The sequence below is a fragment of the Mycobacterium simiae genome, assembly GCF_008370645.1.
In the GTDB taxonomy this organism is placed as follows: Bacteria; Actinomycetota; Actinomycetes; order Mycobacteriales; family Mycobacteriaceae; genus Mycobacterium; species Mycobacterium simiae_A.
The window spans coordinates 1-17,700 of sequence record NZ_VTZN01000114.1 but is presented as its reverse complement, the minus strand read 5'-3'; the positions used below and the strand labels follow the sequence as shown (position 1 = coordinate 17,700).

The following is a 17,700-nucleotide window of genomic DNA, read 5'->3' as shown; positions in this document are numbered from 1 at the left end:
CCGGTGGCGAGCCGTTGTGCCGCCACAACGCCACCAGCCGCTCCGCCGCCGCCAGAAAGCGGGCCGGGCTGCGCAGCGACATGCCGCGTTCATTGCTCGACGTGCTCATGGCCGCACGCCAGCCGTCGTTCGGGGCGCCGATCACGTCCTCGTCAGGTACGAAGACGTCGTCGAAAAAGATCTCGCCGAACCCGGTGTCGCCACCCAGCTGGACGATTGGGCGCACCGTAATGCCCTGCGCCTGCAAGTCGAACATGAAGTACGTCAGCCCGTGATGTCGTAGTGCAGCCGGGTCGGAGCGGAACAACCCGAAACCCATGTCGGCGAACGGCGCTCGCGAACTCCAGATCTTCTGGCCGTTGAGCAGCCAGCCGCCGTCGGTCTTGGTCGCGGTGGAGCGTAGCGACGCCAGGTCACTGCCGGATTCGGGTTCCGACCAGGCCTGCGCCCAGATCTGTTCGCCACTAGCCATTTTGGGCAAAATGCGGTTCAACTGCTCGTCGGTGCCATGCGCGAAGAGCGTCGGCGCCAGCATTGACGTGCCATTGGCGCTGGCCCGGCCCGGCGCTCCGGCTCGAAAGTATGCTTCCTCGAATACCACCCAGTGCAGTAGCGGCGCGTCTCGTCCGCCGTATTTCTTCGGCCAGGTGATCACTGACAGGCCTGCGTCAAAGAGCACGTGGTCCCAATGACGATGCTGGGCAAAGCCTTCGGCGTTATCGTAGGACTGCGTCGGTATCGAATCCCGGTTTGCCGCGAGGAATCCGCGCACTTCGGCTTGCAGCGCTAGCGTCTCGTCATCGAAATTCAGGTCCATGAGGCCATCTCTCGCAGTTGTGGCTTAACCACTTTGCCACCGGCGTTGCGCGGCAACGCATCGACGAACCGCACCGACCGCGGCGCCTTAAAGTTCGCCAAATGCTGGCGCATGTAGGCAATTACCGACGCTTCGTCCAGGTGAATGCCGGGCCGGGCCACCACAAACGCGCAGCCGACTTCACCAAGGCGCCGGTCGGGAACGCCGATCACCGCGGCGTCGGCCACTCCGTCCATCCGGGCCAGTACCTGCTCGACCTCGGCGGGATAGACGTTGAAACCGCCGCAGATATACATGTCCTTGAGCCGAGCAGTGATTCGCAGGTTGCCGGCCTCGTCGACGGTGCCAATGTCGCCGGTGTGCAGCCAACCGTCGGCGTCGATAGCCGCGGCGGTGGCTTCGGGGTCGTCGAGATAACCGAGCATGACGTTGGGTCCACGCAACAACACCTCTCCCGAGGTGTCGATACGCAGCTCGAAGTCTGCGAACGGCCGCCCGCAGGTGGTCGCTACCGTGACCGCATCGTCGTCGGCGCGGCACATCGTCCCCATACCGTTGGCCTCGGTCAGGCCGTAGGCGGTCAGCACCATGTCGATGTCCAGCTCGGTTTGCATGCGTTCAACCAGCACGACCGGCACGGTGGCCGCCCCGGTCACCGCGAAACGCAGTGAGCTGAGGTCATAGTCGCCGCGGGCCGGGTGGTCGAGCAGGCTCTGGTAGATGGTGGGCGGCCCGGGCAACACGGTGATGCGGTGCTGCTCGATGGCCTGCAGCGTGCGCAAGGGATCAAACGTCAGGTGCGGGATCAGCGTTGCTCCGGTCTGCAGGCAGGCCAAGATGCCGGCCTTATACCCAAAATTGTGGAAGAACGGATTGATGCACAAGTAGCGGTCGTCGCTGGTGATCTGTGCGTTGCCGGCCCACGACGCCGACGCCGACAGCGATTGGCGATGCGCGCACAGCACGCCTTTGCTGCGGCCGGTGGTGCCGGAGGTGAACAGGATATCGCTCACATCGTCGGGGGTTACCGCGGCGGCGCGAGTCCGGACGACGTCGACATCGACTCCTTGCGTCACGAATTCGTCCCAGGTGCCGTCTGGTTCGTCGACGGGGATCCGCACGATGTGCCGCAGCGCGGGCAGGGCGTCGCGCTGCAGGGCGGCCGCCCGGTCGGTACCCAGGAAACGGCCTGCCGCGAAAAGCACCGGAGCGTTGGTGCGGGCCAGGATGTCAGCAGCTTCTTCGGCGGTATACCGGGTATTCAGCGGCACCATGGCAGCGCCGGCGTGGTGGATCGCCAAGCAGGCCACCACCCAATGCCAGGTGTTCGGTGACCAGATGGCCACCCGGTCGCGGGCCTGGACGCCCAGTGCGATCAGGGCCGCCGCTGCACGATGCACCTCGTTGCGCAGGGCGGTGGCGGTGAACGTTCGGTCGTCGGTGATCAACGCGTCATGGTCGGGAAACTGGCACGCGAGACGATCCAGCGCCGCGGGCACGGTGCGGGGATCGCTTGTCATCATGCTCCTCTAACCAGCCGCTAACAAAGCAAGTGCTTGGTAGGTTAGCCTACAGGTCATGCAGGACGTCGAGGAGTTCCGGGCGGAGGTCCGCGACTGGCTCGCGGACAATCTGATCGGCGAATTCGCAGTACTCAAGGGTCTGGGTGGGCCGGGACGCGAGCATGAGGCATTCGAAGAGCGACGGGCCTGGAATCAGCACCTTGCGACCGCGGGGCTGACTTGCCTGGGTTGGCCGGTCGAACACGGTGGCCGCGGGCTGTCGGTCGCGCACCGGGTGGCGTTCTACGAGGAATACGCCCGCGCCGACGCGCCGGTCAAGGTGAACCACTTCGGCGAGGAACTGCTCGGTCCCACGCTGATCGCTTTTGGAACAGCTGAGCAGCAGCAGCGCTTCCTGCCGCACATTCTCGATGTCACCGAACTGTGGTGTCAGGGTTATTCCGAGCCAGGTGCGGGCAGCGACCTGGCCAACGTCTCCACCACCGCCGAGCTTGACAGCGACCAGTGGGTGATCAACGGCCAGAAGGTGTGGACGTCGCTGGCGCACCTGTCGCAGTGGTGTTTTGTGATCGCGCGCACCGAGAAGGGCTCAAAGCGGCACGCTGGGCTGTCTTACCTACTGGTGCCGCTGGATCAGCCCGGCGTGCAGATTCGCCCGATAGTCCAAATCACCGGCACCTCGGAATTCAACGAAGTGTTTTTCGACGACGCCCGCACTGACGCCGGCATGGTGGTGGGCCAGCCCGGCGACGGTTGGCGGGTCGCGATGGGGACACTGACTTTTGAGCGCGGTGTCTCCACGCTGGGCCAGCAAATCGTCTATGCGCGTGAGCTTTCCAACCTGGCCGAGCTTGCGCTGCGCACGGGTGTCGCCGCCGACCCGTTCATCCGAGAGCGGTTGACCCGGGCATGGACCGGTTTGCGGGCGATGCGGTCTTACGCTTTGGCCACCCTGGAAAGACCAGCCGTTGAGCAGCCAGGCCAGGACAACGTGTCGAAGTTGTTGTGGGCCAATTGGCATCGTGACTTGGGGGAGCTGACGATGGACGTGATCGGCAAGCCGGGACTTGTCTTGGCCGAGGGCGAGTTCGACGACTGGCAGCGGCTTTACCTGTTCACCCGCGCCGACACCATCTACGGCGGTTCCAACGAGATCCAACGCAATGTCATTGCCGAGCGAGTGCTCGGACTGCCCCGGGAGGCGAAAGGATGAGCTTGGCGCAAGCGCCGAAAGAGATTGCCGGACACCACCTTTTGGTCGACAAGGTAGTAGTAGTGACTGCTGCGGCCGGGACCGGCATCGGTTCGGCCACCGCGCGCCGAGCGCTGGCCGAGGGAGCTGACGTGGTGATCTCCGACCACCACGAACGGCGGCTGGGAGAGACCGCCGCCGAACTGTCCGCGCTGGGATTGGGGCGGGTGGAAAGCGTGTTGTGCGACGTGACGTCCACCGCTCAGGTCGACGCCCTCATCGACTCGACCACCGCGCGCCTGGGCCGACTCGACGTTCTGGTCAACAACGCTGGCCTGGGCGGCCAAACCCCAGTTGCCGATATGACCGACGACGAGTGGGACCGGGTTCTCGATGTGACATTGACGTCGGTGTTCCGGGCCACCCGGGCTGCGTTGCGCTACTTTCGCGACGCGCCACACGGTGGGGTGATCGTCAACAACGCCAGTGTGCTGGGCTGGCGAGCCCAGCACTCACAGTCGCACTATGCCGCCGCCAAAGCCGGGGTGATGGCGTTAACTCGGTGTAGCGCGATAGAAGCCGCTGAGTTCGGGGTGCGAGTCAACGCGGTATCGCCCAGCATTGCTCGGCACAAGTTCCTGGATAAGACGGCCTCGGCTGAACTGCTGGATCGGCTTTCGGCGGGTGAGGCGTTTGGGCGCGCGGCCGAGCCGTGGGAAGTGGCCGCCACCATTGCTTTTTTGGCCAGCGACTACTCGAGTTATCTGACCGGAGAGGTGATTTCGGTTTCCAGCCAGCATCCGTGAGCGGGTCGCTCGTTCTGGGATGGCGCTGGCCTGCGGCGCCGCGGCGTTAATGGGTTGAAACCATTGCAACGGAGGGCTGTGATGGTGCACCGGGTGACCGAACACCTCTACCCCCGCCTGGCGCGGCGCCTTGGACCCGTGTTGACATCGATAGGAGCTCGGCGGGGTCACGTTCAGGCTCCGGTCGTGCCGGCTGGCGGCTACTTAACGTTCCTGCGCGTGTAGATCTATCAGTTTGCGCTGCAACTTATCTGAAATCGCGCCGGTGCTTAACTGCTAGATACGCAGACATCAGACATGCGCCAATTGAGTGGGGGGCCAATACTCTTGCACCGTAAGGCGGCAGCACGAACAATGATCGAGTGCTGGCACTGGTCAACCACCAAGGACCTCGATCCGGCATCTGGGCCCATGTGCGCGCGCAAGCCGTGCGTCTAGCGTAAGCAGCGTCGCATCGAATGCCTCGGCGAGCGCCACATAGAACGCATCCCATCCACGGACCGAATCCCTAAGTTGCCACGCCCGCTCTAGAAGCCACCGGTGCCCATAGCGGTCGCCTGGCCAGTCCCGCAGATCGGTTACCGCCTGTCCCGCGGCCGTACGGTCCAGCCGGCCCCGCAGGTGTTGGGCGCGGATCACGCCCAACACCTCGACATCGATCAGGTGGGGCGCCGCCTGATCGACATCGGTCGCGAGACGACCTGCGATCTCATCCGACCGCGGTGTGTCCGCGACGACCTCGAACAAACACGATGCGTCAACGACGAGCATCTGGCCAATCCCCGCGCCACTCATCAAGGGTTGCCAGCACGTCAGCAGTCGACACGGTCGAGGGCCGCCGACCGGTCCGCGCCAACCACTGGGCGACTGATGGTCGGGAAGCTAACCGCGCGGCCTCGCGTCGCAGCAACTCAGGCACGGTTATCCCTTCCTCGCCAGCGCGACGCACCAGTGCTGCATAGACCTCGTCATCGATGTCGCGGATCTGAACCGTCTTAGGCATACTTGCACGGTATCATGCGTTTTTGCATGATTAGGTGCGACTAGAGGTCGTCCTGGACGGCGGTACAGATCCGGCTGCCAACCGCGGATGCTGGCCAGTCGTGCTGGACGCCGAGTCGCCGGATCGCTTCGCCCTGCCCGGTCACTATCGATTCACGTACCAGCCCATAGAGCGGTTGGCCGAGCAAGCGCTTGGTTGATAGTCTGATCGGGTGAACCAGGTCGCAGGTCAGGCGTTGAGCCGGCGAGATGAGCTGCTGGAACTCGCCGCGACCATGTTCGCCGAGCGTGGACTGCGCGCTACCACCGTGCGAGATATCGCCGACGGTGCCGGCATCCTGTCCGGGAGCCTCTACCACCACTTCGCCTCCAAGGAGGAGATGGTGGACGAGCTGTTGCGCGGGTTCCTGGACTGGCTGTTCGCCCGCTACAGCGCAATCGTGGACACCGAGGCCAACCCGCTTGAGCGGCTGAAGGGGTTGTTCATGGCGTCGTTCGAGGCGATCGAGCGCCGGCACGCGCAGGTCGTCATCTACCAGGACGAAGCCCAACGACTGTCGGCGCAGCCCCGGTTTTCCTACATCGAAGAGCTGAACAAACAGCAGCGAAAGATGTGGGTGGACATGCTAAATCAGGGCATCGAGGAGGGCTACTTCCGGCCCGACCTCGACGTCGACTTGGTCTACCGCTTCATCCGGGACACCACCTGGGTATCGGTGCGCTGGTATCAGCCTGGCGGACCGCTCACCGCCGAGCAGGTGGGTGAGCAATACCTCGCCATCGTTCTTGGCGGGATCACGAGAGAAGGAGTGTGACATGCCCGAGGCGTACGTCGTTGATGCCGTGCGAACAGCGGTTGGCAAGCGCAACGGATCACTCGCCGGCGTGCATCCGATCGACCTAGGGGCCGGAATATTCCGGGGGTTGTTCGAACGCGTGGGCGTGGACCCGGCTGCCGTCGATGATGTAATCGTTGGCTGTGTGGATGCTATCGGCGGACAGGCCGGCAATATCGGCAGGCTGGCGTGGCTGGCCGCGGGGTATCCGGAGGAAGTGCCCGGTGTTACCGTCGACCGGCAATGCGGCTCCAGCCAGCAGGCGATTTCCTTTGGCGCACAAGCCATTATGGCGGGTACGGCCGATATCATGGTGGCCGGCGGCATCCAAAACATGAGTCAGATCCCGATCTCGTCGGCCATGGAGGTGGGCAAGCAGTTTGGGTTCAGCTCTCCGACGGCCGAGTCCAAAGGCTGGCAGCACCGCTACGGCGACGAGGAAATCTCGCAGTTCCGCGGCGCCGAGCTGATCGCCCAGAAGTGGAATCTGTCCCGTGAGGAGATGGAGCGGTTCGCGCTCAGCAGTCACGAGCATGCGTTATCCGCAATCAGGGCAGGGCATTTCGACAACGAGATCGTGGCGGTGGGCGACTTCCGCCTGGACGAGGGACCTCGTGAGACATCGCTAGAAAAAATGGCCGGACTGCCGACCCTCGTCGAGGGCGGCCGGATTACCGCCGCGCTGGCCAGCCAGATCTCCGACGGCGCCAGCGCGGTGCTGCTGGCCTCCGAGCAAGCGGTCAAAGACCACAAGTTGACGCCGCGGGCGCGTATTCACCACATCAGTGCGCGCGGCGCCGATCCGGTGTTCATGCTGACCGGGCCGATACCAGCCACCCGTTATGCGCTGGACAAGACCGGGCTTTCCATCGACGACATCGACGTGGTGGAAATCAACGAGGCGTTCGCGCCGGTTGTCTTGGCCTGGCTCAAGGAAATTAAGGCCGACCCGGAGAAAGTCAATCCCAACGGCGGTGCGATCGCGCTGGGTCATCCGTTGGGAGCCACCGGCGCAAAGCTGTTCACCACGATGCTCAACGAGCTCGAGCGCGTCGGTGGTCGCTATGGGTTGCAGACCATGTGCGAGGGCGGCGGCACCGCCAACGTGACGATCATCGAGCGCCTCTAACCTGCGCCGCGAGTGAACTGTGCGACGCCCGCCGCGGCGGGTGTGTCTTGTCGTCAGATGCACAGTCGGCTCTCGGCGTCGCCGGCTGTCGGTGGGCAATGTGCATCACACGACGGTCAATCGGCTTGTCGTGCAGCAGGATTCACAGTCGGCGGCTAGGCGTCGTAGTCCACTGCAACAAAGGGCGTTACCGGGTGTGACTGGCAGGTCAAGATGTAGCCGGCGTCCAGCTCGGCTCGACCAAGGGCGAAGTTGTGATCCATCTCCGCGGTGCCCTCGATCAACTTGGCGCGACAGGTACCGCACGCACCGCCCATGCAGGCATAGGGCGCATCGCTGCGATGTTGTAGGGCGCCTTCCAGAATCGAGTCACCGGGTGCCAGGTCGAAGGTTTCCTTCTGTCCGCCCAGCGTGAACGTTACAGTCGCCGCCTTATAGGCGCGGTCGGTCGTCGCTGGGGTGTCATAGCCGAAGAACAGTTCTACATGAATCCGCTCTGGGGCGACGTGATACTGGATCAACGTGTCGCGCACGCTGGTAGTCATCGCCAGTGGACCGCAAATGAACCACTCGTCCACGTTGGCCGGCGAGAGGTTGCTCGTCAGCCATTGTTCGAGCTTGGGTTTGTCGATGCGGCCACGCAGTCCGGGCGTATGCAGCGGTTCGTTGGACAGTACGTGCAAGACTTCCAAACGGTCGGCGTAGCGCGACTCAAGACGGTCGAGCTCGCCCCGGAACATCGTCGACGCACGGGTGCGGTTGCCGTAGATGAGCGTAAACCGGCTTTCCGTCTCGATCGCCAGCGTCGTTTCCAGAATGGACAGCACCGGTGTGATCCCGCTACCGGCCACCAGACCCACGTAGTGCTTCTGGTTCAGCGGATTCAGCGGGGTCCCAAACCGTCCGGTGGGAGTCATGAGCTCTAGCACGTCGCCGGCCTTGAGGTCGTCGGTAACAAATGTCGAGAACGCCCCGCCCGGAATGTGTTTGACCGCGATCCGCAACTGCGCCCGAGTCGCTGGTGCGCAGATCGAGTAATTGCGCCGAATGCCTTGTCCGCCAAGGTCGGTACGCACGGTGACGTGCTGGCCCGGCTCGAAGCGGAACACATCACGCAGCTGCTCTGGTACCGCAAACGTCACCAATGTGGCGTCATCGGTGATCGGGTCCACCGAGGCGACCGGGATGCGATGGAACACCGCGTGTGGCGAGGTTGATCTGGGTGGTGTTCGCACCGGCAATAGCCGCGCGAGCTTGCCGTTGAGTCGCTTCCATTCGCGGTACTGCTCCGGATCGAGATCTTGGCCGAAGACGGTGGTGATTGCGGCGTTGCGCTCCAAGTAAGCCTCTTCGTTGCGCCGCCATGTCCGCACATAGTGGTAGAAGGGCACCGACGGGTGTAGGTGATGCACCAGGTGGTAATTCTGTGACAGCAGCAGCGGGGTGAACAGCCACTCCATCCCGACGCGGTTGCGGGTGGCGCGGTACCGATTGCTGCGTTGAGTGTCGGGCAGGCCGTGATGCGGTAACCAGTCGAACCACCACGCCAAGAAGGTCACTCCAATGCGCTGTGGGATGAGGAAGACCACGGCAAGGGGCCAGAGGTTTCCGGTCACGATGGCGATGGTTAGGCCGGTAATGCTCAAGGTGAGCATTAGCAGCGATTCGACCACCTCGGGGACTGGTCGGCTCCGCATGCGCGGGAGGTAGTACTTCACGTAGTAGAACTCGACCAGCGACCAGCGAAATGGCAGGAGCCACGGCGTGCCATGTGAGGCGAAAGTGTCGGGGTCGTTGTCGTCTTCGTTTGCGTGACGATGGTGCTGGATGTGAATGAACCCAAACGCCGGGAAGGCGACGATCGGCCCGACGAAGATCCATGCGAGCCGCCCAAAAAGCGTATTCACCCAGCGCTTGGAGCTAATTGAGTAATGCGACGCGTCATGCACCACGGTGAACATCACAAAGGTGACTGCGGCATTGGCTGGGATGGTGATCCAGATTGGGATCCATCCGCTGATATAGCCGGTCGTGGAAACGAAAAATACGGTCAACGCGGTGAGGTAGACCCCCGCGGTTGGTAGCGCGAAATGCGGCACCCCCGAGCCAGGGTCGGGCAGCGCGTGGCGCGGGGTAGATTCCGGCGCTACCTGCTCAATCGCGTCGATGGTCGACATAGCTGCGTTAGCCTACTAGACACGCGTCAACTACTCCACTAATGTAGCGGCAGCCTGCAGATGCTTGATCGCGTCACGGACAATCGAGTCGATCAACTCCGCGCACGACGGCAGGTCGTCGAGGATGCCTGCCACCTGGCCGGACGCCAGCACCCCGGCCTCAGTGTTGCCGTCGACCAAGCCCGCCTTGAGCAGCATCGGGGTGTTGGCCGCCATCACCACCTGTGACCAGGTCAACTCCTTGCCGTGGCGCATGGCCAAGCCGTCGCGAACCATCGACGGCCAAGTCAGGTGTGACATCTTCTTGAACTTGGCGGCATTGCGCACTGCCGCAGTGAAACCACGGACGCGCGAGCCACTTTCGAGCCTTTCGACTAGGCCGGTGCGCAGCACCCGGTGCGGCATGCCGTCGACGCGGGTGGTGACGACCGTACCGTCGAGTGCGGCCTGAAGATAACGCTGTTTGACGCTGTCGGGCACGGTGGAGTCCGAGGTGAGCAGAAACCGGGTGCCCATCGCCACCCCAGCCGCGCCGTAGGAAAGTGCGGCGGCTAGCCCGCGTCCGTCGAAGAAACCGCCGGCGGCGATCACCGGGATGCTGGTGCCTTTCACGGCGTCCAGCACCGACGGCAGCAGCAGGGTCGTCGCGACCGGTCCGGTGTGGCCGCCGCCTTCGCCGCCCTGCACGATCATCGCGTCGGCGCCCCAAGCTGCGACCTTGCGGGCGTGTTTGGCCGCGCCGATCGACGGGATTACCACTACGCCAGCCTCTTTCAGCCGGGCGATCAACTCGGGTTTGGGTGCCAGGGCGAAGGAGGCGACCTTGACGCCCGCGCGGATCATCAACTCGACGCGGTCCGGCGCGTCGGCGGCGTCGGCGCGGATGTTGACCCCGAATGGCTGGTCGGTGGCGGCCTGGACCTTTTTGATCGCCGTCGCCAACTCATCCAATGTCATGGTGGCCGACGCCAGGATGCCGAGGCCACCGGCGTTGGCTGTGGCCGATACCAGCCGGGCGCCGGCCACCCAGCCCATGCCGGTCTGCACCACCGGATGCTCGATGCCGACCAGCTCGGTGAGCGGCGTGCGTATTCTCATTACCGTATCTCTTTGTCGCGCAGGGACTTCGGATCAATCTCGACGCGGATTAGGTGCAGCTCATCTTCGGTGGGCCACCTGGTCTGGTCGGCCTTGTCCAGGTCATGCACTTCGAAAGAGGTGGCCTGGCGGACATCGTCGGGTGACACACCGGGGTGCAGCGATACCGCCCGCATCGTGTGGCCTGGGCCGCCGAAGTCGAACACGCCCAGGTTGGATACCACCCGGTAGACGTTGACGAATCGAAACGCCGGGTTGTCGGGGTCAATCTTGTCGTAACCGATGCCGCAGACCACGTCGACGGCCTTGGTGAACACCCGCTTGGAATGATTGCCGACCCAGTAGCTGGTCGCGTGGTTGATGCTGTTGCCCGGAGCGCCGCGGACACCGAACATCTGCCGGGTCGGGTGCTGCAGCGGCCCGAACGCCGAGAGGTTCTGATTGCCGAACCGGTCAACCTGATTGGCGCCCATCACCACATGCCGCCGTCCCCAGGCTAGCGTCTCGAAAACGCGGCCAAACGGCATCCAGCCTTCGACGGCTCCCGTCTTACCCAACGCGGGGGTGTCCGCCAGAAGCTGGGCCTCGCCGTCGGTCAGCAGGATGTGGGGGGAGAAAGTACGACGCGCCAACCGGGCTCCGATGGCCGCCATGCTCGTCATCGGGCTGACCATGATTTCGCCAGCGTCCCGGAATAATTCAGCGCAGGCGATGGCGCAGACGTCGGCTCGGGTGCTCACTGTGCTGCTCCAAAATCGCGGACCGCCGCCTGGTAGTCGGCTTCGCTGCCGGATAGGTACGTGGCAACGAATTCCCGCCAGCCATTCTCGGTCGAGGCCGCCTCGGCGTAGTGTCGTTGGAACTTATCGTCCCGGCCGTAATCCGGTGCAGCGGTGGTGAAATGGGCCCCACCGGGTGCTTCGACGACCGCGTCGACCATCATCCGGTTCACCAGCAGCGCCTGCGGCGGCACCGCTTTGACCAGCTCTTCGGTGGAGACAATGCGCTCCACCGAGAGGAACCGCTGGTCGGCAGCCATCAAGAAGAGGTCATCGAAGTAGGGGTCGATGCCGGTGTAGGCGGCATTGCCTTGGGAATCACCGAGATTGAGATGCGCGAAGGCGGCGTCCAGGCGCAGCGCCGGCATGGCGATCAGCTTCTCGTATCCACCGTCCGTCGGGTAGGGACTGGTGACGGTAACCAGCTCGCCCGCCCAGAAGTCTGGGACGGAGCTGCCCAGGCCGGCCCGGATAGGTAGGAACGGCAACCGTTGCGCGGCTGCTTGCAGCCCGCAGCGCAGCATGCCTTCATCCATTTCCCGGGCCTCGATAGCGCCGCTAGTCCGTACCCTTGCGAACCAGGGGTCATAGAAGGGCGACGAGTCCAGCGAGACGAATCCGTAGTAGGCCCGCTTGACCTTGCCCGCCGAGCAGAGCAGGCCAAGATCCGGGCCACCGTAGCTGACCACCGTCAGGTCGGTGACATCGCTGCGCAGCATGGCACGCACGAACGCCATGGGTTTGCGCCGCGACCCCCAGCCGGCGATGCCGATGGTCATGCCGCTGCGCAACTGCGCGACGGCGTCGTCGAGCGTGGTTCTCTTGTCGGGCACTATGCGCCGCTCCTCCCCATCGCTTCGCTCTGCATCGTCGCCGGCGGCTATGACTTCTTCACGAATGCGTCGCGGTGCTCGTCGGACACCCCCGCCAGGTTGAGCTCGAAGGTAAACCCTTGTTCCATGCGATAACTCGAGTTGACCCGTTGCACGTCAATGAAGTTGAGCGCCTCTTTGGCGGCGCGGATCACCCGGGTGTCCTTGGCGGCGATGTCACGGGCCACCCGTAGGGCCGCCTCGTCGAGTTCGGCGCGGGGCACCACCTCGTGCACCGAGCCGAAGTGGTGCAGCGTGGCGGCGTCCACGGTGGCGGCGGTGAAAAACAGCCGCCGCATCATGTGCTGCGGCACCAGCCGTGACAGATGGGTGGCCGCGCCCAGCGCGCCACGTTCCACTTCCGGCAGCCCGAAGGTGGCGTCGTCGGAAGCGACGATGACATCGGAATTGCCGACCAGGCCGATGCCACCGCCGACACAGAATCCGTTGACCGCGGCGATAACTGGCACGGCGCACTCGTACACCGCCCGGAAGGCGGCATAACAGCCGCGGTTGGCGTCGATGAGGGCGGTGAATCCTTGCGTGCGTTGCATCTCTTTGATGTCTACGCCGGCGTTGAAGCCGCGGCCTTCGGCGCGCAGGATCACCGCTCGGGTAGCAAGGTTCGCGCCGGCGACTGTGACGGCCTCGGCGAGTTCGAACCAACCGCGGGAGGGGATGGCGTTGACGGGCGGGTAGTCGACGGTGACCGCGACTATGCCCGGTTCGAAGGCGACGGATGTGATTGTCAAATTGGCGCTTCCTGTCGGAACCCGGATGCCTAAGCAAGCACTTGCTTGGTACGCTAGCACAGTGACCCGTGCCGCAGCAGGCCCGCTGGCTGGAGAAGCCATCAACCTGGGACTGGCTGGGCGGGTTGTTTTGGTGACCGGCGGCGTTCGAGGGGTAGGCGCCGGTATCAGTTCGGTTTTCGCAGCCCAGGGCGCGGCGGTGATCACCTGCGCGCGGCGAGTGGTCGAGGGCTTGCCGCACGAGTTCCATGCCTGCGACATTCGTGACGAGGATTCGGTCAAGCGGCTCGTGGGTGCAATCGCCGAGCGGCACGGCCGTCTCGACGTCTTGGTCAACAACGCGGGAGGATCGCCCTACGCCTTGACGGCCGAGGCCACCCACAACTTTCACCGCAAGATAGTTGAACTCAATCTGCTTGCACCACTATTGGTTTCGCAGCATGCTAATGCGTTGATGCACAAGCAGGAGACTGGGGGGTCGATCGTCAACGTTAGCAGTGTCAGCGGGCGTCGGCCCAGTCCGGGCACCGCTGCCTACGGCGCAGCCAAAGCGGGTGTTGAAAACCTCACGGCTACACTGGCAATGGAATGGGCCCCGAAAACCCGGGTGAACGCGCTGGTGGTCGGGATGGTAGAAACTGAACAGTCCGAACTGTTCTACGGCGACGCCGAGTCGATTGCCCGAGTGGCTGCGACCGTGCCGTTGGGCCGTTTGGCGCGGCCTACCGACATCGGCTGGGCCGCAGCGTTTCTGGCCTCCGACGTGGCCTCCTATATCAGTGGCGCCACGCTGGAAGTGCACGGCGGCGGTGAGTCGCCGCCCTATTTGGCCGCATCGAGCGCCAACAAGTAACCAGCAAAGGAGCAACGAGTATGGGGGTGGTTGATGGCCGCGTCGTCATTGTCACCGGAGCGGGCGGCGGCATCGGTCGCGCGCATGCAATGGCCTGCGCCGCCGAGGGCGCACGCGTCGTCGTCAACGACATCGGGGTGGGGCTGGACGGTTCGCCCGCGAGCGGCGGCAGCGCGGCTCAGGGCGTGGTAGACGAGATCGCCGCGGCCGGTGGCGAAGCCGTGGCCAACGGATCCGACGTCTCGGACTGGAATCAGGCGGCCAGCCTGATCCAGACCGCCGTGGAGACCTTCGGTGGTCTGGACGTTCTGGTCAACAACGCCGGCATCGTGCGCGATCGGATGATCGCCACCACCAGCGAGCAGGAGTTCGAAGCCGTCATCGCGGTACACCTCAAAGGCCACTTCGCCACGATGCGGCACGCCGCGGCGTATTGGCGGGGACTGTCCAAGGCGGGGAAAAGCGTTGACGCCCGGATTATCAACACCAGCTCCGGTGCGGGCCTGCAGGGCAGCGTCGGACAGGGCAACTACAGCGCCGCCAAGGCCGGCATCGCGGCGCTGACGCTGGTCGCGGCCGCCGAAATGGGCCGCTACGGCGTCACCGCGAACGCGATCGCGCCGGCGGCTCGCACCCGCATGACCGAGACCGTCTTCGCCGAGATGATGGCCAAGCCCGACGAGGGATTCGACGCGATGGCACCGGAGAACATCTCGCCGCTGGTGGTGTGGCTGGGCAGCGCCGAATCCCGCGACATCACCGGCCGAGTGTTCGAGGTCGAAGGCGGCATCATCCGGGTCGCCGAAGGCTGGGCGCACGGTCCACAGGTTGACAAGGGCGCCAAGTGGGCGCCCAGCGAGTTGGGGCCCGTCGTCGCCGATCTGCTGGCGAAGGCGCGACCACCCGTTCCGGTCTACGGGACCTGACCGGTCCGACTTGCCGGCACCGGGCCAGCTCCGAAATCTGGTTAGCGGTACGTTACTTCGCGTGGATCAACCGACGGCACGATCTCTTGACGACATGGTTCGCGGTGGTGGCGTTGCGGCCGTCTTTATCGCTGGCGCTACCCCGGCGGGCCACCGCTGGGAGCTTCGCGGAACCGACGGTGCACCGCTCGCCCGTACCGTGCGGGTGCATAGCGGCGGCAAGGCTGCGCAGAAATGGTGGAAGCTCGTGACATTGACGGGCATGGATGTCGGCAATGATATTCACGTCGAGTTGCGCGGAGCGGGCGACGAGGTACTAGCCCGGATCAGCTCGATCAACGACAAACCCGCCTCGGTGACCGCCAGTGATCCCGACCGCCGGCAAATCGCCAAGACTGTGCGCACGAAGGGCCGCGAGAAGGACCGCAAGAAGGACGATATGACGGTATATGGGTCTGACGACACCGTGCTTGCGCACCTGGTCTGCGAGGGCGACGGACCGTGGCAAGTGCGAGACGGCGCAGGCGCTGTGATGGGCCAGTTGGTCGGCGGTGAGCCGGGACCGTCCCTGCGGCCGGAGATGTTGCAGTCATTGTTTTTCCCCCGGGAAGCTGCCAATTCGGCGGCGTACAAGCAGAGTCAGCATCTGGGACTGCGCCGGGTGACGCAATACACATTCCTATCCGCCACCGAAAAGGCGCCCTCGTTAGCGTTGGCATTGCTTCCGCTGCTGGTCGGGCTCACGTATTGAGCGCTTCCACACCGCAAGCTCATGGCGCGCGAGGGGCAAGAGCCATTTCGACGAAATCGAGACGCCATAAGGACCGAAACAGCCCGCGGGCGAAGTTGTCGAATAATCCGCGCGTGAAGTCATCGGTTGTGCCTCCAGGTCCGCTTTGCGCCACGCATGCGGCAATCTCTCGAATCGTGCGGCGGCCATCGATGTACTCGGCAAAAGGCAACTCGGCTGCGTTGAGGCTCATGCTCCAGCCTGGCCGGAAAATCTCAGCCCCGGTGAGACTGCAGCGATAGCGAAACCGCGGAACGTAACCCAGCGAGTCCAGCGACGCAAAGTCGATGGCATAGCCCTCTTTGGGCCGGTCGGATAGGCACGCCACGAACATGTGGCATCCGTTAGAAGTGCGGAGGCGTTCGATTACCGTCCACATCGTCGGTTCGGGTAACGCGCTCAAAACCCGGTAATACCGGCTAGCGGGCGCATGCAGATTGTCGAGGTCGTGCGGGTAATACGGCGCATTGTGGAACCAGGTCTGAAACACCAGGCCCGCCGAGGTGAGCAGGCCCATGCAATCTTCCACCGTGTAACTACGGTCACGACCATGCAGGCAGGTATCAACCAGCCCGGCATCGGAATTCAAATCCGGTGCGATATCGCGATAGACCAGGAAGGGGTGGTTGAAGTCCAACTTGTTCGTCACCGCGTTGACCATCTGCAGTGACTCCTCGTCCTGGCGCAATCCCAGGTCACGAAACACCGATTGCATCATCTCGACACCGATCCGGCCGTATCGTGCGTACAGCATCAGGCCTATCACGCCGTCCGGCCGCAGGCACTTGGCGAGCGCCTTCATGCCGAGCGAAGGATCCGCCAAATGATGCAGAACGCCGGTGGAAACGATGAGGTCGAAATAGCGCCCCAAAATCGGTAACTCTTCGATCGGCAGTCGGTGCAGTTCCAAATTTGACAACCCATGTTTGTCCTTGAGGTACTGCTCATGGTTGAGCGACTGCTGGCTGACATCGATCGCCACCACCCGAGCCGACGGGTTTGTGTAGGCAATCACGGCTGCCTGATTTGTGCCGCAGCCCGCCACCAGAATGTCAAGGTTCGGGTTGTACTCGCGATCGGGCCAGAAGATACGGTGCGAGTGGCTGGGGTCAAACCATTGCCACTCGTCGGTGAGCCATTCCTCGATGTCATAGATCGGCTCGGGGTACGACCATTTTTCGTACTGGTTGGAGACGATATCGTTGAGCCGATCGTCGTTCATTTCCGCAGGGACTCCTTAGGGGCTCGTTGTGCGGGTTCATTATCGCGCGGACTCCGCATGCAGCCAGGGCCTATGGTCCGAGTCGGCCCTTCTCAGGGCTCACAGACGACGACGGGAATTGTCCGGTCGGTCCAGGACTGGTAGTCCTCGTAGGTGGGATACATGTCTACCAGTTTCGGCCAATAGCGAGCGCGCTCTTCGTCGGTGGCGTCACGCGCGGTCAAGTCAAGCACTTCCTTCTTGATTTGCACCTGCACCTTCGGGTTGGCCGTCGCGTTGAGGTACCACATTGGGTTTTTCGCGGCGCCGCCCTTGGAAGCAGCGACTATCACCCGGTCTCCGTCGCGCAGGAAGTACAGCGGGCTGACCCGCGGCTGGCCGGTCTTGCGCCCGGTGGTGGTAAGCAGGGCGACAGGAATCTTTTGGAAGGTGCCTCCCCAGCCCTCCCCGCCGTTGCGGCGGTACATCCAGGTGTTGAGGCGCGACATCCACTTGATCACAACGTCGAAAAAGGGTGAATTCAAAAACCGCGGAGGTGATTTCGGCATAACGTCATCCTAAGGGCGCTCATGGGACCCGTGTGCGCGTGTGGTGCGTAACATGGATTGCAGCAGCAACACCAATCCCGGGCGGGCGCGGGGAGCGGTTTCATTCCTGATAGCACATGCACTAACGCTGGTAGACAAGGTCATCCGACACCGGTGGTCCGGCTAGAGCGGGTCGCCCGCGCATCATGGGGTCGGGTTGATGGTGGTCTCCCCCCAAGCGGTGGTGTCCCATTTTGTAGCGTCGCCAGGCGAGCGCTGGATGAACGGCCGGAATCGCACCCTGATGTGCTGGATCTCGGCTGTCCCGCTTGCGCTTTCGGGTGCACCTCGTCGCCGACGATCCGGTAGGCGGGTGGTGTCGTGCCGGCGATCACCCGG

General features: G+C 63.7%; 18 protein-coding genes and 1 pseudogene. 7 read left to right on the top strand and 12 right to left on the bottom strand.

From position 1 onward, the window contains the following. Positions 1-817 (bottom strand): acyl-CoA dehydrogenase family protein (locus F0Q45_RS17345; protein ID WP_149655112.1); only part of this gene is annotated, 817 nt, incomplete at its 3' end. After that, positions 808-2,337 carry a 3-((3aS,4S,7aS)-7a-methyl-1,5-dioxo-octahydro-1H-inden-4-yl)propanoate--CoA ligase FadD3 gene (fadD3, locus tag F0Q45_RS17340; RefSeq protein ID WP_149655111.1) on the bottom strand — a complete coding sequence of 510 codons (1,530 nt, stop codon included), beginning with the start codon at positions 2,335-2,337 and terminating at the stop codon, positions 808-810. The genes fadD3 and F0Q45_RS17345, both read right to left, overlap by 10 nt. Positions 2,338-2,395: 58 nt before the next feature. Here fadD3 and ipdE1 point away from each other — a divergent pair, with 58 nt between their 5' ends. Both ipdE1 and ipdF read left to right on the top strand, forming a co-directional pair. Beyond that, positions 2,396-3,553 (top strand): acyl-CoA dehydrogenase IpdE1, encoded by a 1,158-nt coding sequence (gene ipdE1 / locus F0Q45_RS17335; RefSeq protein ID WP_149655110.1) that lies wholly within the window; start codon positions 2,396-2,398, stop codon positions 3,551-3,553. Then, positions 3,550-4,338: a (5R,7aS)-5-hydroxy-7a-methyl-1-oxo-2,3,5,6,7,7a-hexahydro-1H-indene-carboxyl-CoA reductase gene (ipdF, locus tag F0Q45_RS17330; RefSeq protein ID WP_149655109.1), complete on the top strand. Its 789-nt coding sequence runs from the start codon at positions 3,550-3,552 to the stop codon at positions 4,336-4,338. The genes ipdE1 and ipdF overlap by 4 nt, the downstream gene beginning before the upstream one ends. 375 nt (positions 4,339-4,713) lie before the next feature. Here the strand turns inward: ipdF and F0Q45_RS17325 are convergent, their stop codons facing one another. Continuing rightward, positions 4,714-5,109 carry a type II toxin-antitoxin system VapC family toxin gene (locus tag F0Q45_RS17325; RefSeq protein ID WP_149655108.1) on the bottom strand — a complete coding sequence of 132 codons (396 nt, stop codon included), beginning with the start codon at positions 5,107-5,109 and terminating at the stop codon, positions 4,714-4,716. After that, a complete protein-coding gene (locus F0Q45_RS17320) occupies positions 5,096-5,341 on the bottom strand; it encodes a hypothetical protein (protein WP_149655107.1) in 246 nt (81 codons plus the stop codon). Before F0Q45_RS17320 ends, F0Q45_RS17325 begins: the two co-directional genes overlap by 14 nt. Before the next feature lie 211 nt (positions 5,342-5,552). Between F0Q45_RS17320 and kstR2 the strand changes: the two genes are divergently transcribed. Then, the gene (gene kstR2, locus F0Q45_RS17315) at positions 5,553-6,155 is read left to right on the top strand and encodes a TetR family transcriptional regulator KstR2 (protein WP_149655106.1); all 603 of its coding nucleotides are present in this window, start codon (positions 5,553-5,555) and stop codon (positions 6,153-6,155) included. A gap of 1 nt (position 6,156) precedes the next feature. After that, positions 6,157-7,305: a steroid 3-ketoacyl-CoA thiolase FadA6 gene (gene fadA6, locus F0Q45_RS17310; protein WP_149655105.1), complete on the top strand. Its 1,149-nt coding sequence runs from the start codon at positions 6,157-6,159 to the stop codon at positions 7,303-7,305. A 155-nt stretch (positions 7,306-7,460) separates the two neighbouring features. On the opposite strand, the gene F0Q45_RS17305 is transcribed toward fadA6, so the two are convergent. Genes F0Q45_RS17305 through echA20 form a run of 5 tightly spaced genes read right to left on the bottom strand, consistent with a single transcriptional unit; the run spans position 7,461 to position 12,983 of the window. Beyond that, a complete protein-coding gene (locus tag F0Q45_RS17305; RefSeq protein WP_149655104.1) occupies positions 7,461-9,482 on the bottom strand; it encodes a fatty acid desaturase in 2,022 nt (673 codons plus the stop codon). Positions 9,483-9,512: 30 nt separating this feature from the next. After that, entirely contained in the window at positions 9,513-10,580 is a 1,068-nt protein-coding gene (gene ipdC, locus F0Q45_RS17300) for a (3aS,4S,5R,7aS)-5-hydroxy-7a-methyl-1-oxo-octahydro-1H-indene-4-carboxyl-CoA dehydrogenase (protein WP_149655103.1), read from the bottom strand. Continuing rightward, complete coding sequence (gene ipdB, locus F0Q45_RS17295; RefSeq protein WP_149655102.1) at positions 10,580-11,320, bottom strand: cholesterol ring-cleaving hydrolase subunit IpdB; 741 nt, start codon at positions 11,318-11,320, stop codon at positions 10,580-10,582. Before ipdB ends, ipdC begins: the two co-directional genes overlap by 1 nt. After that, entirely contained in the window at positions 11,317-12,192 is an 876-nt protein-coding gene (ipdA, locus tag F0Q45_RS17290) for a cholesterol ring-cleaving hydrolase subunit IpdA (RefSeq protein ID WP_149655101.1), read from the bottom strand. The genes ipdB and ipdA overlap by 4 nt, the downstream gene beginning before the upstream one ends. Before the next feature lie 47 nt (positions 12,193-12,239). Beyond that, complete coding sequence (gene echA20 / locus F0Q45_RS17285) at positions 12,240-12,983, bottom strand: (7aS)-7a-methyl-1,5-dioxo-2,3,5,6,7,7a-hexahydro-1H-indene-carboxyl-CoA hydrolase (RefSeq protein WP_149655100.1); 744 nt, start codon at positions 12,981-12,983, stop codon at positions 12,240-12,242. A 61-nt stretch (positions 12,984-13,044) separates the two neighbouring features. Between echA20 and F0Q45_RS17280 the strand changes: the two genes are divergently transcribed. The 3 genes from F0Q45_RS17280 (at position 13,045) to F0Q45_RS17270 (ending at position 15,513) form a co-directional block, all read left to right on the top strand. Beyond that, positions 13,045-13,836, top strand: a complete 792-nt coding sequence (locus F0Q45_RS17280; RefSeq protein ID WP_373425014.1) for an SDR family oxidoreductase — start codon at positions 13,045-13,047, stop codon at positions 13,834-13,836. A gap of 20 nt (positions 13,837-13,856) precedes the next feature. Further along, positions 13,857-14,762, top strand: coding sequence for an SDR family oxidoreductase (locus F0Q45_RS17275; protein WP_149655098.1), 906 nt, complete (start codon positions 13,857-13,859; stop codon positions 14,760-14,762). Between the two features lie 61 nt (positions 14,763-14,823). Next, complete coding sequence (locus F0Q45_RS17270) at positions 14,824-15,513, top strand: hypothetical protein (RefSeq protein WP_149655097.1); 690 nt, start codon at positions 14,824-14,826, stop codon at positions 15,511-15,513. Between the two features lie 19 nt (positions 15,514-15,532). On the opposite strand, the gene F0Q45_RS17265 is transcribed toward F0Q45_RS17270, so the two are convergent. The 3 genes and pseudogenes from F0Q45_RS17265 to F0Q45_RS28660 form a co-directional block, all read right to left on the bottom strand. Next, the gene (locus F0Q45_RS17265) at positions 15,533-16,774 is read right to left on the bottom strand and encodes a class I SAM-dependent methyltransferase (RefSeq protein ID WP_149655096.1); all 1,242 of its coding nucleotides are present in this window, start codon (positions 16,772-16,774) and stop codon (positions 15,533-15,535) included. A gap of 92 nt (positions 16,775-16,866) precedes the next feature. Then, positions 16,867-17,322 carry a nitroreductase family deazaflavin-dependent oxidoreductase gene (locus tag F0Q45_RS17260; RefSeq protein ID WP_149655095.1) on the bottom strand — a complete coding sequence of 152 codons (456 nt, stop codon included), beginning with the start codon at positions 17,320-17,322 and terminating at the stop codon, positions 16,867-16,869. 183 nt (positions 17,323-17,505) lie between these two features. Continuing rightward, positions 17,506-17,700, bottom strand: a pseudogene (locus F0Q45_RS28660) (hypothetical protein); the annotation flags it as partial.

What these genes read in the sequence shown, in the direction of transcription:
- F0Q45_RS17260 (WP_149655095.1), bottom strand. Translation starts at nt 17,322, where the DNA reads ATGCCGAAATCACCTCCGCGGTTTTTGAATTCACCCTTTTTCGACGTT.
- F0Q45_RS17265 (WP_149655096.1), bottom strand. Translation starts at nt 16,774, where the DNA reads ATGAACGACGATCGGCTCAACGATATCGTCTCCAACCAGTACGAAAAA.
- fadA6 (WP_149655105.1), top strand. Translation starts at nt 6,157, where the DNA reads ATGCCCGAGGCGTACGTCGTTGATGCCGTGCGAACAGCGGTTGGCAAG.
- ipdE1 (WP_149655110.1), top strand. Translation starts at nt 2,396, where the DNA reads ATGCAGGACGTCGAGGAGTTCCGGGCGGAGGTCCGCGACTGGCTCGCG.
- ipdC (WP_149655103.1), bottom strand. Translation starts at nt 10,580, where the DNA reads ATGAGAATACGCACGCCGCTCACCGAGCTGGTCGGCATCGAGCATCCG.
- F0Q45_RS17325 (WP_149655108.1), bottom strand. Translation starts at nt 5,109, where the DNA reads ATGCTCGTCGTTGACGCATCGTGTTTGTTCGAGGTCGTCGCGGACACA.
- F0Q45_RS17320 (WP_149655107.1), bottom strand. Translation starts at nt 5,341, where the DNA reads ATGCCTAAGACGGTTCAGATCCGCGACATCGATGACGAGGTCTATGCA.
- F0Q45_RS17275 (WP_149655098.1), top strand. Translation starts at nt 13,857, where the DNA reads ATGGGGGTGGTTGATGGCCGCGTCGTCATTGTCACCGGAGCGGGCGGC.
- F0Q45_RS17305 (WP_149655104.1), bottom strand. Translation starts at nt 9,482, where the DNA reads ATGTCGACCATCGACGCGATTGAGCAGGTAGCGCCGGAATCTACCCCG.
- fadD3 (WP_149655111.1), bottom strand. Translation starts at nt 2,337, where the DNA reads ATGACAAGCGATCCCCGCACCGTGCCCGCGGCGCTGGATCGTCTCGCG.
- ipdF (WP_149655109.1), top strand. Translation starts at nt 3,550, where the DNA reads ATGAGCTTGGCGCAAGCGCCGAAAGAGATTGCCGGACACCACCTTTTG.